Raw genomic sequence first — 13,132 nt, 5'->3', positions numbered from 1 at the left:
AAGTAATTTTATAGACAAAAAAAACAGGCCCCCTCCAGATTTCGGCAAAAATCATGGAAGAGTGCCCGTTTTACGACAACTTATTGCACGTCATCATTGTCTTGGGAATCAGAAGTAACGGATTGGTAAGCATCTGTACTCATGATACGTTTGGCGCCAACGTAACGGTTGACGTAGTAGCTGTCACTCATCGTGCTGATGGTTACACCACGGGAGGATGAAGCATGTGCGAATTTGCCCTCACCGACATAAATGCCGACATGGGATACACCTTTACCGCTGGTATTATAAAATACAAGATCTCCCGCTCTCAGATCGTCCCGGGAAATGGCGGTACCCATTTGGTATTGGGAACCGGATTGGTGTGGCAGATTGATACCGATCTTATCAAAAACGTACATTGTAAATCCGGAGCAATCAAAGCCGTTGGTCGATACACCGCCGGATACGTATTTACTTCCGATGGTCTTGTCGATGACTTTATCCATTTTGGAATCCGCGAAAGCGCTTCCTGCTCCGATGGTAAGCATAATGGAAAAGCTTAGTACTGCTGCTGCTAACTTCTTCTTCAAAAGTGAATACCCCTTCCAAATGCCTACGAGGTTAGCTTAAGGGTTCGGTTGAAGGTCCCCTATGACCCCTCTGTGAATAGGAGGTCAATTCACCCAAAATCGGTTCCCCCGTTTCCCTAATGGTTAGGGAACTCGGCATGACTGTTGATTAGGATTAGCTTGTTAACCAATACATGACAAAACCTTTGTAAAACCCGATTGAATAATTACAAAAATGTTACTAAAAACTCACTGCGATAATTGTAACAAAGACTTCGCCAGTTGGCAATCACTTAAAACATATTAATGCATAATATTTACGCTTTTTAAGAGTTGATTTTGCTAAAAAGGTCTTATATTTACACGCTGAGTAAGCTTTAACTTAGAATTGTTGGGATTTTTAGTAAAAAGGTGTTTCACAGGCCTCAAATACGTGTAAAAGGTAGAATAAGGAAGACAAAAAGGAAAAACCCGGAAATGATTACGGCAATAATCAGTTTCCGGATTTCTATAAGTTACAATTATTTATTGGAGGATGGAATTCCTGAGGGATGTCAATCGTAAGCGATAGCTTTGTAAGCTGTTGTGCTCATTACTCGTTTGGCTCCAACGTAGCGGTTGGCCCAATAGGATTGACTCATTGAACTGATAGTTACACCACGGGATGAAGAGGATTGGGCGAATTTTCCGTTGCCGACATAAATACCGACATGGGAGACTCCATTGCCAAGGGTATTGAAGAATACCAGATCGCCTGAACGGAGGTTACTCCGTGATACGGCGGTTCCAACGCTGAATTGTGCTTTGGAAGTGCGGGGCAAGGTAAGGCCAACGTTCTTAAATACATATTTGGTGAATCCAGAACAATCAAAGCCGGCAGTGCTTGTGCCCCCGGTTTTATATGTCGTTCCGAGTGTTTTTGTAATAACCGTATCCATTCTGGAGTCGGCGAAAGCGCTCCCTGCTCCAAGCGTGAACACCATCACCAGCCCTAATGCTGCTGCGGTGCATTTCTTCTTAAAATTATGACTTTTCAAAAGATGTACTCCTTCCAAGGCCTGCGAGGTTAGCTTAAGGATTCGGTAGAAGGTTCCCCTATGACCCCTCTAAAGCGAGATCAATTCACCCAAAATATGGTTCCCCCACTTCCCGGTGCCGGGAATTTGGCGTTTTATGCACCGAAACAGTGACGTGTCGACAAGGTTAAATGCTTAAAGGCACATTCATTTGCTTCAAATTAGTTTCAAAAGATTACAAAGTTGTTACTACTGGTACAGGCATCATTGTACCAGAGGATTTACAGTTTTGCAAATACCCTAAATCACGTTGTAACCAAAAGAAGAGTCCCGCCCTTTATCTGGGGCAGTGACTCTTCTATTATGCCAAGGGACTGGCGTTATTATTGTGGAAATGTTTTACTGCACCAAAGGTGATACTGCCCCGCTAGGCTCCACATTTTGAACAGCGTTGAGGGAAGCGGTGAAAATTGCCGGAACAGCAGTGCGGGCAGGCCTGGACAGAAAAGTGCGGTCACTCCAGAGAGCAGCAGCAGAAGCAGGCCGCCGGCGCCGAACAGTGCAGATATACAGGTGGAAGGGAGGATTACCCTCAGGCCAACCAGCAAGGAAGAAAACATGCCTGTTCCTCCGGTGAAGCCAAACTGCATGTACAGCAGCAGAATGCGGATCAGGTAGAAGTACAGGAGCCAGGCCAGAACATAAGGAACCAGTCTCAGCAGCAGAGTATAATCGAGAATACCGCTGAGGAGAAGCCCATACATTTTGGGGAGAAGCCAATACAGCGGTGTTGCGGCCAGAAGCCATTCCGCTAGACTGAACAGCAGTACGGGGAGTCCGTAAAGCTTCATTCCGGGAAAAAAGAACATTCCCCGCTCCCCTTTGCGCTCCTGGTGCAGCTCATGCAGCAGCCCTGCGCGGATAAAGGGGGAGCATAGCAGCCGTAGCGCTGAGAGGGCCAGCAGCAGCCAGAGCCAGCGCAGCACCCCGGGGTCTGTGCTAAGTGCAGTCTGTCCTTCGATATAATACAGCAATCTGCCTATTCCGCTGCCGCCGGCGTGTGTATCGGGATAACGGAGCAGCACCGGGATGAGGGCTGACCTGACGAATCTGTACAGGAAATAGCCCCAAAGCAGCCGATAGATAAAAAGCAGAATCAGAATATAAAATTGCTCTTTCATGCTGTACCAGCCGCGAACTATCGATCTTTTCACAATCCTTCACCTCACCAGACAAGAGTTCCGAGCAGGGTTTCAAGCAGCTTCGTTACGCTAAGCGTCCAGCGGGAGAGCGTCTTTCGCTCCAGCTCCGCCAGTCTAAAATTGTTGAGATGCTTACTCTCCAGCAGAATGGAGTGCTCCGGATCAATCTCTGCAGACAAAAGAGGCGCTTTGTAGGCTAGCTGAAAGGTGGTTTCCTTCTCTGTCCCATTCCAAAACTGCTGGACAGTATAGCCATCCAGGAAGGTGAACTTTATGGGGACGTCACCATACTGATTTCCTTTATTGCTGACCGCTACTGAGCTTTCGTAACGGGCATTATCATCGCCGCCCTCTTTTTTGGGGTCAGAGATTTTAATGTGATCAATTGAAAAATCCGGAGAACCGCCGCTGTATACATATTGGTCGAAGTAGGCTTGCCAGGATTTTTTGGTTACCTTCTCCACGATTTTCTGGAAGTCGGCGGTAGAAGGATGCCGGAAGCGGAACTTACGGGTATAGGCCGCCATTATGGCATCCATCGTCTTGGTTCCGACCTGCTGTTCGATATCCTTCAGCACCAGCTTGCCGCGGATGTACACATTTCGGGCATAGGCATCGGCAGGAGTGTATTTCCAGGTTTCCAGGTTAAGCGGCTGGGAGGATGTCACCAGGCTGGCCTGCAGGACATGATTGGATGATACCCCATACTCCTGCTCCATTAGCCTGTCTTCAGCGTAGGAAGTGAAGCTTTCGTCCAGCCAGGCCTCCTCGAATTCATTGCTGGCTAACATCCCGTAGAAATATTGATGGCCGATCTCATGAATGACCGTGCGCTCCAGAGAGGTGCCTGGAGAAGCCTCGGCCGCGCCAAAAGCAGTAACCAGTGTGGGATATTCCATCCCGCCGGCGCCGTTGCCCTCTTTGGGAGGTACGACGATGGATAATGTAGAGTAAGGATAAGGTCCGTACCATTTGCTGAAATTGGTCAGAGCGGCCTTCGCTGCCTGGAAATAACGCTCCTGCAGATGTTTATGTAGCGGGTCCAGATAAAGCTTGATTCTCACGCCCGGTACATAGTCTGTAGAGAAGGCCTCTTCGGCTACCACAAAGTCCGGGGAAGCGGTCCAGGCGAAGTCATGGACATCATCCGCATAAAATTGATACACCTTCTGATCCTGCTTCAGCTTGGCGCTCTTGACCGGGAACCCGCTTGCGCCAACGATATAATTGGGGGGGACGGAGATGGTTACATTGTAGATACCGAAATCGCTGTAAAATTCGGATGTTCCGTGATATTGGTGCACATTCCAGCCTTCCTCATGTACACCCCGGGTACCGGCAGGTTCATAGACGCTCAGTTTGGGAAACCATTGCCCGGCCATCACGAAATTGCCGGCGGAACCCATGCGGGCGAATATTTTGGGCAGCTTAACTTCAAACTGGACCCTAAGCGTAACACTTTCCCCACCGTTAACCGGCTGCGGGAGATGCACCTTTACGAGTGTCTTGTCATTGCCATTGCCATCATCAGGCTGCACGTATTGCAGCCGCTGCATGAGCGAGACTCCATCCGTAGTCCGGAGATCGGTCAGGGTTATGCTGCCAAATCCGTTCGCTGGCATGGCATCACCCCGGAGTTCGCCTCCAGATTCTTTCATAAACGTAGTATCTTCAGAAGCAAATGCGTTTGGATAAAGATGAAAGTAGAGTTCTTGTACCGGTTTTAGGCCCGGGTGAGTCCAGGTCACCGTCTCTGAGGCTCTTAGAGAGGTGGTGTCCGGCAGCAGCTGCACGTCGATATGATACTCCACTACCCGCTGGCTTAACGCTTCTGAGACCGGAAGGGGAGTGCTCTGGGGAAGAACGGGCTGCACGGCTTTGGGCTTAGGCAGGGCAGCGGGGGACTTGGCCTCTTTTTGAACAGCAGCAGTCAGAACGGCAGGGCTGTGCTCTGCACCATACCCTGAAAGGACCCCTATTCCCCCTCCCAGCAGAGTGAGGGCGGACAGGGCCGCAAAGACGATAACGTACCTTAATGACAGTGGCTTCATACTGTGATTCCTCCCGTGACAAGCATCTACGGGATGTATATGTTTGCATTCGCCGCATTATTAGCTAAAATTAAATTATTAGTGAAAGGGAAGGATGTGCACTTGTGGATAACATACAACCGGAGGGCAAGAAACAGATTGCCTTAAATATTGTGAATGCCAAGAGCAAACATAAAGGCTTCGGCGCAGGCTCCATTGATTTGAACAATGTATCGCCCGTTATTATTGACGGCGGTGAAGCAGTTATCGATATCGGTGCCATGCATGCCAAGAGCAAGGTAGAGAAGGGGATTAAGTTCTCCATGAACCGCGAGGATGTGCCGGCGGGCAGACAGGTTTGGGTTGTCTGGGTAGCTGTAGACCGTACGGCGGAGGGCCAGTTCTACGGGGGCATTACCGCTTGCGAGATGTGGATTGATACAGAGGCACGGCGCGGCTGGAAAATTCTTGCCGATCATGTGAACAAGCTGGATGCTGCTCTGAAGCGGAAGATCATTCTGGAGGGGCTCGGTACGGTGGAAAGAGCGGCGCTTAAATCATTGCTGATTTCTCATAATGAAGCTTGGTGGAATGCCTCTCCGGAAGAGCTGAAAGCGGCGCTGTCGGAATAGGAGATGTCCCCCGCAACATACTTTGATTCAAGCTAAAAAGGCTTGGCCCTCCCGAAACGGGAAAGGCCAAGCCTTTTGAATGCTCATGAGGGATGAATCAAGATGTTTGTGTTCTTTTATTTGCCTGCTGCATTGATCTTGCGCTTTAGCTGGCTGACTCTGGCCTGGCTGATGCCAAGAACCTCGGCAAGCTCCTTCTGGTTGGCATACGGATGGTCCGCGATGGCCTTCTCGAGACGCTGGCTCATTTCCTCTGTTTTTGTTCTCCGGCCGCCACGCAGTAATGCAGTGTTGTCTTCAACAGGACTTACCGGTTGCTCTGCCGCATCGGAAACAAGCCCGGGATCCCCCAGCTCTTTGAGGCAGCTGTTGCAAATAAACTGATCTTTAAAGTAAGTTACATGGTCAAGGCTTCTGCAAAAAGTGCATTCTGTAGAGGTGTACTTTCTGAGCACAATAATCTCTTCATTCAGAATGAAAAACTCGATAGGATCCCCAATGTCAATATTACGTGTCATGCGGATTTCTACAGGAACCACAATTCTACCAAGACTGTCTAAACTCCGGATCATGCCTGTATCTTTCATCTCATGTCCCTCATTTGCATCTTTATATTTTTGGTGTGGATATCTATGATTATAACAGTAATTGTAAGTTAAGAGAACGGGGGAAGCGCATACATTTATAGGAATTTGGAGATTAAAGAGATGAAAAGCCTCTGCCGGCGGAGGTCCGCTGGCAGAGGCTGATTAGGGTTCATTATTTTTTACCCAATTCCGGGATACCGAAACAGGCAGGGAAGTCTTTAAACTCTGAAAGAGCTGGCCTGCTTAGCATTTACCGAAACGTAAGGATTGTTCCTGAGATAGAAACGCCAGGGCAGCTCCGCATATTCTTCAGCATAAGGAATATTGATGCGGGGAGCCTGTACAATATCAAGAGTTTCGGGGCTTGCGCCTTGCTCCAGCCAGAGCGGCCCGCCCGGTACGTCCAGGCGGATTTCATTCAGGCTTTTGTCGATCCGCAGCGCCCGGCAGAGCTTGCCCGGACCGCCCGACAGGTCGACCGGCTTCTTGACGGCTATGCCCCGGTAAGATGCCATCCGCTCCGCATCGGCGGGAGTGAGCGGCTCCACCGCGCGGATCAATACCGCATGCGGATCGTCTTGCGCGGCGGTAACCACATTGAGGCAGTGGTACATGCCGTATATGAGATATACATAGGCGGTGCCGCCGGAGCTGAACATCACTTCGGTTCTGGCGGTGCGGCGGCCTCCATAAGCATGGCTGCCTTTGTCTTCGGCGCCTCCGTAGCTTTCCGTTTCCACGATGCGGCAGCGTATATCCCCGTCTTCCGTGCGCCGGACCAGATGCTGGCCAAGAAGAAGCGGCGCGGCCCTAAGCGCTGTATGCGCATAGATCTCCGGGGACAGAAGTGGAGAAGAAGGGAACGGTTCCCTGCCGCTGGCAGCGTTATTCGCATTCATAGATTGATGGCACCTCTCCCTGGCGAAGCAGGGCTTAAAGCCTGTGCTTCTGCCGTTCATTGGTCCCATCGTAGCGCAGACGGGGCAATGGCTGCAACAGGGATCAGTTCATCCACCAGCGCTTAATGTCGCTCCACAAGGAATGTTCATCCTTGGCAGGGACTGCGCTGTCCTTTGATCCGCCGGATGGAGCGGTGTCTTCGCCTGCACCATGCTGGTCACAATATTCCGTAGGTTCTGTACCGCTGATGAAGGTTTCCAGCTCCTTCTCGGGGCAGGCGGCCGTGGCCAGCTTACCGGATTGCGGGTTAATGTACACGCTAACCACGCCGTCGGGAATCGGAAAAGTTTTTGGCGGGACGTTTGCCAGTGCTTTTTCCGTGAACTCCGCAAAAATTGGCGCAGCCCGCCTTCCGTCAGACGTGGCGATCTCACGCCCTTTATCATAGCCTACCCAGACTGCGGTAGACAGCTCGGGGGTGAAGCCGACCATCCAGCCGTCGGTGTCAGTGGTGCCGGTCTTGCCGGCCACGGGACGTTTGATAACGGAGGCGACACGATTTCCCGTTCCGCCGCTCTCGAATACACCTTCCATCAGCCGGGTCAGCACATAGGCCGCTGCCGGCTCGACAACCTTTTGCCCCCGGCCCTGCGGAGCCTCATAGAGCAGATTGCCTTTGGAGTCGGTAATCTTGAGGATAGCCGTCACAGGCAGCTTAGTCCCTCCGCCGCCAATCACCGCAAAGGCTGAGGCCATCTCCAGCGGACTGACCGGCGAGGTGCCGAGCGCTAGTGAGGGCACGCTTTGCAGCGGGCTGCCGATACCCATATTAGCGGCCATTTCGGCGACCTTATCCGCCCCTACCTTCATAATGGTATTCACGGCATAAATGTTGTCAGAGGCGGCAATCGCCTGACGCATATTGATCTCTCCAAGATATTTGTCGCCAAAGTTGCGGGGCTGATAGGTTTTGCGGTTATTGTCGTAATGGAACAGCGTCGGCTGGCTGTTAAAGACAGACAGTCCGGTCATCGTCTTGGACGAGAGTGCGGTTAAATACATAATTGGCTTAAAGGAAGATCCCGGCTGGCGCGTTGTGGCTAAGGCATGGTTGAACGGGTTGGTGCGGTAATTTGTGCCTCCGACCATCGCTTTGATATAACCGGTGCGGGGGTCGATGGAGACAAGGGCGGTCTCCAGCTCACTGCTGCCGTCCATTCCTTTATCGACAGCATCCTCTGCCGCCTGCTGCATATCGGAATCAAGGGTGGTATAGACCTTCAGCCCGCCCTGGTCCAGCTCATCGCTGCTGATATGCAGGGTGTCGATGACAAGACTGCGCACATAATCGCGAAAATAGGGTGCGGCCACAGTGGTGTCCTTCTGACCCTGAGGCTTGAATTTCAAGCCTTCCCGGGCTGCTGCCTGGGCCTCCGCATCGGTAATATCGCCAACATTGGCCATAGCGGACAAAATGATGCCCTGCCGCTTCTTGGCATTCTCCATATGCGTATACGGCGAATAGTAGGTCGGGCCCTTGGGAATCCCGGCAAGCATGGCGCTCTCGGCCAGATCCAAATCCGCCGCAGCTTTGCCGAAATACATTCGTGCAGCCGCTTCAATGCCGTAGGCTCCATGTCCGTAATAGATTTCATTTAAATACATGTTCAGGATTTCGTCTTTACTAAACTTCATCTCAAGCTGCATCGTATATAAAGCTTCCTTCGCCTTACGGGTCCAGGTCTTCTCATGGGTCAGGTAAAGATTGCGCGCAAGCTGCTGGGTTAGGGTGCTGGCCCCCTGCGTGCGTTTGCCCGCCTCCAGATTGACGAGTACAGCCCGGGCCATACCTTTTAGATCAAAGCCGGAGTGGTCATAGAACTTACGGTCCTCCACGGCCAGGGTTGCCTGTATGAGCAGCCGAGAAATCTCTTCCAGCTTTACAGGGTCCCGGCTGCGCCCGTCGTTGGTGAAGGTGGCCAGCACATTGCCCCGGGAATCGAGCAGCTTGGAGCGGATATCATCTCCGATCGGAGGAAGGTCTTTCTGATATAGATAGCCGATCAATGCCCCGGAAGCGAGCAGCAACAGTACGGTCATGACGGCCAGCAGCCGGAACAGCCCGCGGAAGCGGTGTTTCTTTGCCTTGGGTTTATCAGAATCGCGCGGCATGGCATCAGGCTCCTTCTTTATAAATATCTAAATTATAGGAAACGACGGCTGTATTCTTATTTCCTCATTAATTTTCATTATGGGGAAGGATGGGATCAGATATTCAGGAGACCTGTACTTTGCATCAAAAGAGACAAGAGGGAGCCGTTTGAAGGACGGTGACCAAATTGTCTTCTTTTTGTGATTTTCTCTGGTGGATCGAGCAGCGGCGGGGGAGTATAACAGAGTAGTGTTTACAGAAAAGGGTATATATCTTACAGGAGGTGTTCTCATGAATTGGACCCATAAAATACACCACACGGCCTTAACGCTCCTCTCGGCGGGCCTTTTGGCGGTTTCCGGCTGGGGAGCATCCGCTTCACCGGCGCAGGCAGCGTCAGTACCGGCACCTGCCTGCGGCAGCGGCGATCACGGATTGTTGCAGGAACTGCAGGCGAAACTGAGCAGCACCCAAAGCGCACCGCCCAGCTTTAACGATCTCCAATTTCTTGGCGCAGATACAGGCCGGGCGGCAGGAAACGGCTTTATGATCGGTACGTCAGATGGCGGTTGTCACTTTCAGGAGATCTACAAGGGACAATGGAACTTCCGCCAAATGGATTTCCCGGACAACGTCAAAGGTTGGGCACTGGCTTCAGTTCAAGACGGTTCAGCGGTCTATCTGATTACAACCTCTGACGGAGGCTCTACCTGGAAGAGACTTTCGGACAAGGCGGTAACTTTTGAGCGAATTGATTTTACAGACAGGATGCACGGCTTTGGGTACAACCGGACCTCTTCCTACTACACTGCGGACGGCGGCCTTAGCTGGAGCAAGATCTCAACACCGGCCCACACCAGCGGCGCAGAGTTCAACAGCCGCAGTAACGGTTGGGCAGTTGTAACTGCACCGGGTTCCGGCTACCGGATCATGAAGACTACAGATGGCGGCTCCACTTGGAAGCTTAGCCTGAAGTCCGCCTTTGCCTATCCTGAATCAGGACGAATCTATGCGAAGGGTGATCAAGTATACGCCTTACTATACGGGGGAAGCGGCATGTCGCAGACCTCTTATTCACTGTATGCCAGCGGTAATAAGGGCAACAGCTGGCGCAGAGTAATTGCCGAGGATTCGGCTGGTGGCGGACCTGCGCCGGGCAGCGGCGCCGAGCCGCTCAAGACGGGACCTGCTTCCGGCAAACCGGGCAACATGCAGCTGGTTGGCAACAGCACCGCTTTTCTGTCCGGCTTCTCTCCGGCGGGAGAGAAGGTAGCCGTTGGCAGGACTTATAACAGCGGCAAGCAGTGGTCAAATCAGCCGGCCATTCCTGGGGTTGACGGTATGATTTCTTTTACCGGCAGCAAAGTGGGCTGGATGGCCATGAAAGGCGTCAATAGTTCCTCCCTGTACGCTACGGAAGACGGCGGTACCACCTGGAAGCTGAAATTGACTTTTAAAGGAACAGAATAATTATCCGGCAGCGGGACCGCATGGTCCTGCACGGATGGCGGCTCCTCTGGGGGCCGCTTTTTGTATTTCGAACATCTAGTTACTACCCCGGGAAAGTGTGTTTTTTTCGCCGGTATGGTAAAATTTTATGTACTTTCTAAGGTAGGCGCCCGGCGTGTGAAAGGGTTGCTTATCCAAACAATCTTGAATAACCATTAGGAGGACTTCCAATATGGCTTTTCGCGTATCTGCTGTGCAATATCATCTGCATACGATCTCTTCATTTGAGGAGTTTTCCGCTCAATGCGAGCACTACATAAAGACAGCGGAGGAGTATAGCGCCGACTTCATCCTGTTTCCCGAATTTTTAACGACGCAGCTAATGTCCATAGGTGATGAGCAGGGCAAGGCCCTGGGAATTAACGACCTGCCGCAGTTTACCGGCCGCTACCGGGAAATGTTCTCTGGTTATGCCCGGAAGTACGGTGTACATATTATTGGCGGAACCCACGTACTGCGCAGAAATGGCAAGCTGTACAATGTGGCGCATCTCTTTTATCCGGATGGAAGAATTGCCGAGCAGGCCAAGCTGCACATTACACCTGCGGAAGTTGAAGGCTGGAATATGGGGGCGGGAGAAGGGCTGGAGGTATTCCAGACCGATAAAGGCACCATCGCCATGCTGACCTGCTATGACATTGAATTTCCGGAAATTGTACGCATGGCCAGAGCCAAAGGTGCAGACGTGATTTTCTGTCCCTCCTGTACGGATGACCGCCATGGATTCCACCGGGTAAGATATACGAGTCACGCCCGCGCGATTGAGAATCAGATCTATGTGGTGCTGACGGGGACCGTAGGCTCCTTGCCGACTGTCGACCTGATGCGCGCCAATTTCGGCCAGGCAGCGGTCATTACGCCGAATGATATTCCTTTTCCGCCGCAAGGTCTGCTCGCCGAAGGTGAAATTAATGACGATATGATCATTACCGCCGATCTGGATCTGGAGCTGCTGTACAGTGTGCGCGAGAAAGGTTCTGTAACGACGTGGCGGGACCGCAGGACAGACCTCTACACAGATTGGAAGTAAGGAGTGGAGCACGGTATGTACTACAAAACCTTTTATGCTTTTGACGGAAAAATCCCGGTGCCTGCGGTTATCTGCCAGTATACCGAAGACGATTTTGCCGAGCTGATCACCATTCAGTCCGAAGCATTTCCGCCGCCTTATCCTGCTGAATTATGGTGGAACCGGGAGCAGCTGCTGAATCATGTGACGCTTTTTCCGGAAGGCGCGCTCGCTGTGGAAGTGAACGGGGAACTGGCTGGCTCGGTGACAGGGCTGAAAATTAATTTTGAGCCGGAGGGTGAAGGGCTTCATCATACGTGGTCGGAGGTTACAGCAGACGGTTATATTACCACGCATCAGCCGGATGGAAATACGCTGTATATCGCCGATTTATGCGTACGTCCCAAATACCGCAAGCTGGGACTCGGCAAGGAACTGGTGCAGTCGCTGTATCACGTTGTGGTGGAGCAGAAGCTGGAGCGGCTACTGGGAGCGGGAAGAATGCCCGGCTATCATCTGCAGGCTTCCCGGATGCCGGCGGAGAAGTATCTGGCCGAAGTGGCCGCCGGCACACTAGCTGATCCTGTGATTACCTTCCTGCTGCGCTGCGGGCGGACGCCGGTCGGGGTCGTAGCCGATTATCTGGACGATGAAGAATCGGGCAATTTCGCTGCACTGATGGAGTGGCGCAACCCCTTTGTTTCACGTGTATGAAGTCGTAGTGAATTCATAACCGGATGGAGGAGGAAATGGAATATGGAATATATAAGAATCACCGATATTGGGGACCCGTTGTTCAGACAAGTGCATCAATTGCTGGCAGAGGTGTTCCCGCCGGAGGAAGTGCTGGAGTATAGCTTGTGGAAAGCGCCGCTTGAAGATCCCGGGATTCGCGTATTTGCCGCCGTCCATGACGGAGCTGTGGTGGGCACAACGGAATACCGTTATTATTCGGACTGGAATGTGGCAATGACCGACTTCACCATCATTGGCCGTGAGGGTCTGGGGATCGGGCGTTTTCTGGCCCGGAACCGGCTGAAAGACTTGAACAAGATTGCTGCGGATAGCGGCAAAATGCTGTACGGTATGTTCGCAGAAATCTACGATCCTTACCGGGCCGAGCATCATGAGTTTGGAGGCGTTAAGCCGATGGATCCGTTTGTACGCCGTGAGGTGCTGTCGCACTTAGGCTATAAACGTCTTGATTTTCCTTATGTACATCCCTCGTGGACGGGCGACGGGGAAGCGGTAACCGGACTGGATCTTTGTTTCATGCCCGCAGATGAGGAGCAGGACCGGCTGGATGCATCTTTGGTTGGCAATTTCCTGACCCGCTATTATGCTGTGCTGGAGGATAAGCCTGAGGCCTGGCTGTCGATGGTGGAAGGTCTGCGTGCCCAGGATAAGCTTGAACTGCTGCCGCTTTAATTATTCCTCATGGCGAATTAGCCATTGAATTGCTCTCTTGAACTGGATATAGTGTACAATGGGAAAGCGAATATGACTTTGATTAAATATAAGAAAGAATAAGCGAGGAACACGTG

At 51.8% G+C, this 13,132-nt stretch carries 12 protein-coding genes and 2 riboswitches; of the genes, 5 read left to right on the top strand and 7 right to left on the bottom strand.

Annotated features, from left to right (window positions below; genetic code table 11):
• Positions 1-80: 80 nt before the first annotated feature.
• The 4 genes from AC3WT9_RS33740 to AC3WT9_RS33725 form a co-directional block, all read right to left on the bottom strand.
• Positions 81-572 carry a C40 family peptidase gene (locus AC3WT9_RS33740; RefSeq protein ID WP_038584516.1) on the bottom strand — a complete coding sequence of 164 codons (492 nt, stop codon included), beginning with the start codon at positions 570-572 and terminating at the stop codon, positions 81-83.
• A gap of 5 nt (positions 573-577) precedes the next feature.
• Positions 578-720: riboswitch (cyclic di-AMP (ydaO/yuaA leader) on the bottom strand.
• Positions 721-1,105: 385 nt separating this feature from the next.
• The gene (locus AC3WT9_RS33735) at positions 1,106-1,534 is read right to left on the bottom strand and encodes a C40 family peptidase (protein ID WP_341097502.1); all 429 of its coding nucleotides are present in this window, start codon (positions 1,532-1,534) and stop codon (positions 1,106-1,108) included.
• 57 nt (positions 1,535-1,591) lie between these two features.
• Positions 1,592-1,730: riboswitch (cyclic di-AMP (ydaO/yuaA leader) on the bottom strand.
• A 220-nt stretch (positions 1,731-1,950) separates the two neighbouring features.
• On the bottom strand, positions 1,951-2,781 hold the full coding sequence (locus AC3WT9_RS33730; RefSeq protein WP_341089082.1) for a hypothetical protein: 831 nt from the start codon (positions 2,779-2,781) through the stop codon (positions 1,951-1,953).
• Between the two features lie 11 nt (positions 2,782-2,792).
• Complete coding sequence (locus AC3WT9_RS33725; RefSeq protein WP_492408885.1) at positions 2,793-4,820, bottom strand: M1 family metallopeptidase; 2,028 nt, start codon at positions 4,818-4,820, stop codon at positions 2,793-2,795.
• Between the two features lie 104 nt (positions 4,821-4,924).
• Between AC3WT9_RS33725 and AC3WT9_RS33720 the strand changes: the two genes are divergently transcribed.
• Positions 4,925-5,431: a YwhD family protein gene (locus AC3WT9_RS33720; protein WP_340895636.1), complete on the top strand. Its 507-nt coding sequence runs from the start codon at positions 4,925-4,927 to the stop codon at positions 5,429-5,431.
• Between the two features lie 116 nt (positions 5,432-5,547).
• Here the strand turns inward: AC3WT9_RS33720 and AC3WT9_RS33715 are convergent, their stop codons facing one another.
• The 3 genes from AC3WT9_RS33715 to AC3WT9_RS33705 all read right to left on the bottom strand — a co-directional run bounded on the left by AC3WT9_RS33715 (position 5,548) and on the right by AC3WT9_RS33705 (position 9,090).
• Entirely contained in the window at positions 5,548-6,018 is a 471-nt protein-coding gene (locus tag AC3WT9_RS33715) for an AbrB/MazE/SpoVT family DNA-binding domain-containing protein (RefSeq protein WP_341089086.1), read from the bottom strand.
• A gap of 218 nt (positions 6,019-6,236) precedes the next feature.
• Positions 6,237-6,917: a DNA-3-methyladenine glycosylase gene (locus tag AC3WT9_RS33710; RefSeq protein ID WP_492408882.1), complete on the bottom strand. Its 681-nt coding sequence runs from the start codon at positions 6,915-6,917 to the stop codon at positions 6,237-6,239.
• Between the two features lie 103 nt (positions 6,918-7,020).
• Positions 7,021-9,090 carry a transglycosylase domain-containing protein gene (locus AC3WT9_RS33705; RefSeq protein WP_341089090.1) on the bottom strand — a complete coding sequence of 690 codons (2,070 nt, stop codon included), beginning with the start codon at positions 9,088-9,090 and terminating at the stop codon, positions 7,021-7,023.
• A gap of 271 nt (positions 9,091-9,361) precedes the next feature.
• Between AC3WT9_RS33705 and AC3WT9_RS33700 the strand changes: the two genes are divergently transcribed.
• From AC3WT9_RS33700 to AC3WT9_RS33685, 4 genes are all read left to right on the top strand, one after another.
• The gene (locus AC3WT9_RS33700) at positions 9,362-10,540 is read left to right on the top strand and encodes a WD40/YVTN/BNR-like repeat-containing protein (RefSeq protein ID WP_492408880.1); all 1,179 of its coding nucleotides are present in this window, start codon (positions 9,362-9,364) and stop codon (positions 10,538-10,540) included.
• A gap of 211 nt (positions 10,541-10,751) precedes the next feature.
• Positions 10,752-11,609: a carbon-nitrogen hydrolase family protein gene (locus AC3WT9_RS33695; RefSeq protein WP_341089094.1), complete on the top strand. Its 858-nt coding sequence runs from the start codon at positions 10,752-10,754 to the stop codon at positions 11,607-11,609.
• 15 nt (positions 11,610-11,624) lie between these two features.
• Positions 11,625-12,302 carry a GNAT family N-acetyltransferase gene (locus AC3WT9_RS33690; protein ID WP_492408878.1) on the top strand — a complete coding sequence of 226 codons (678 nt, stop codon included), beginning with the start codon at positions 11,625-11,627 and terminating at the stop codon, positions 12,300-12,302.
• A gap of 42 nt (positions 12,303-12,344) precedes the next feature.
• The gene (locus AC3WT9_RS33685) at positions 12,345-13,016 is read left to right on the top strand and encodes a GNAT family N-acetyltransferase (RefSeq protein WP_492408876.1); all 672 of its coding nucleotides are present in this window, start codon (positions 12,345-12,347) and stop codon (positions 13,014-13,016) included.
• Positions 13,017-13,132 lie beyond the last annotated feature (116 nt).

This window comes from Paenibacillus sp. EB106-06-01-XG199 (assembly GCF_058791575.1).
This window is presented reverse-complemented; position numbering and strand designations above follow the sequence as displayed.

Coding starts and splice junctions, on each gene's coding strand:
- AC3WT9_RS33735 (WP_341097502.1), bottom strand. CDS start 1,534: ATGGTGTTCACGCTTGGAGCAGGGAGCGCTTTCGCCGACTCCAGAATG.
- AC3WT9_RS33725 (WP_492408885.1), bottom strand. CDS start 4,820: ATGAAGCCACTGTCATTAAGGTACGTTATCGTCTTTGCGGCCCTGTCC.
- AC3WT9_RS33715 (WP_341089086.1), bottom strand. CDS start 6,018: ATGAAAGATACAGGCATGATCCGGAGTTTAGACAGTCTTGGTAGAATT.
- AC3WT9_RS33710 (WP_492408882.1), bottom strand. CDS start 6,917: ATGAATGCGAATAACGCTGCCAGCGGCAGGGAACCGTTCCCTTCTTCT.
- AC3WT9_RS33705 (WP_341089090.1), bottom strand. CDS start 9,090: ATGCCGCGCGATTCTGATAAACCCAAGGCAAAGAAACACCGCTTCCGC.
- AC3WT9_RS33700 (WP_492408880.1), top strand. CDS start 9,362: ATGAATTGGACCCATAAAATACACCACACGGCCTTAACGCTCCTCTCG.
- AC3WT9_RS33695 (WP_341089094.1), top strand. CDS start 10,752: ATGGCTTTTCGCGTATCTGCTGTGCAATATCATCTGCATACGATCTCT.
- AC3WT9_RS33690 (WP_492408878.1), top strand. CDS start 11,625: ATGTACTACAAAACCTTTTATGCTTTTGACGGAAAAATCCCGGTGCCT.
- AC3WT9_RS33685 (WP_492408876.1), top strand. CDS start 12,345: ATGGAATATATAAGAATCACCGATATTGGGGACCCGTTGTTCAGACAA.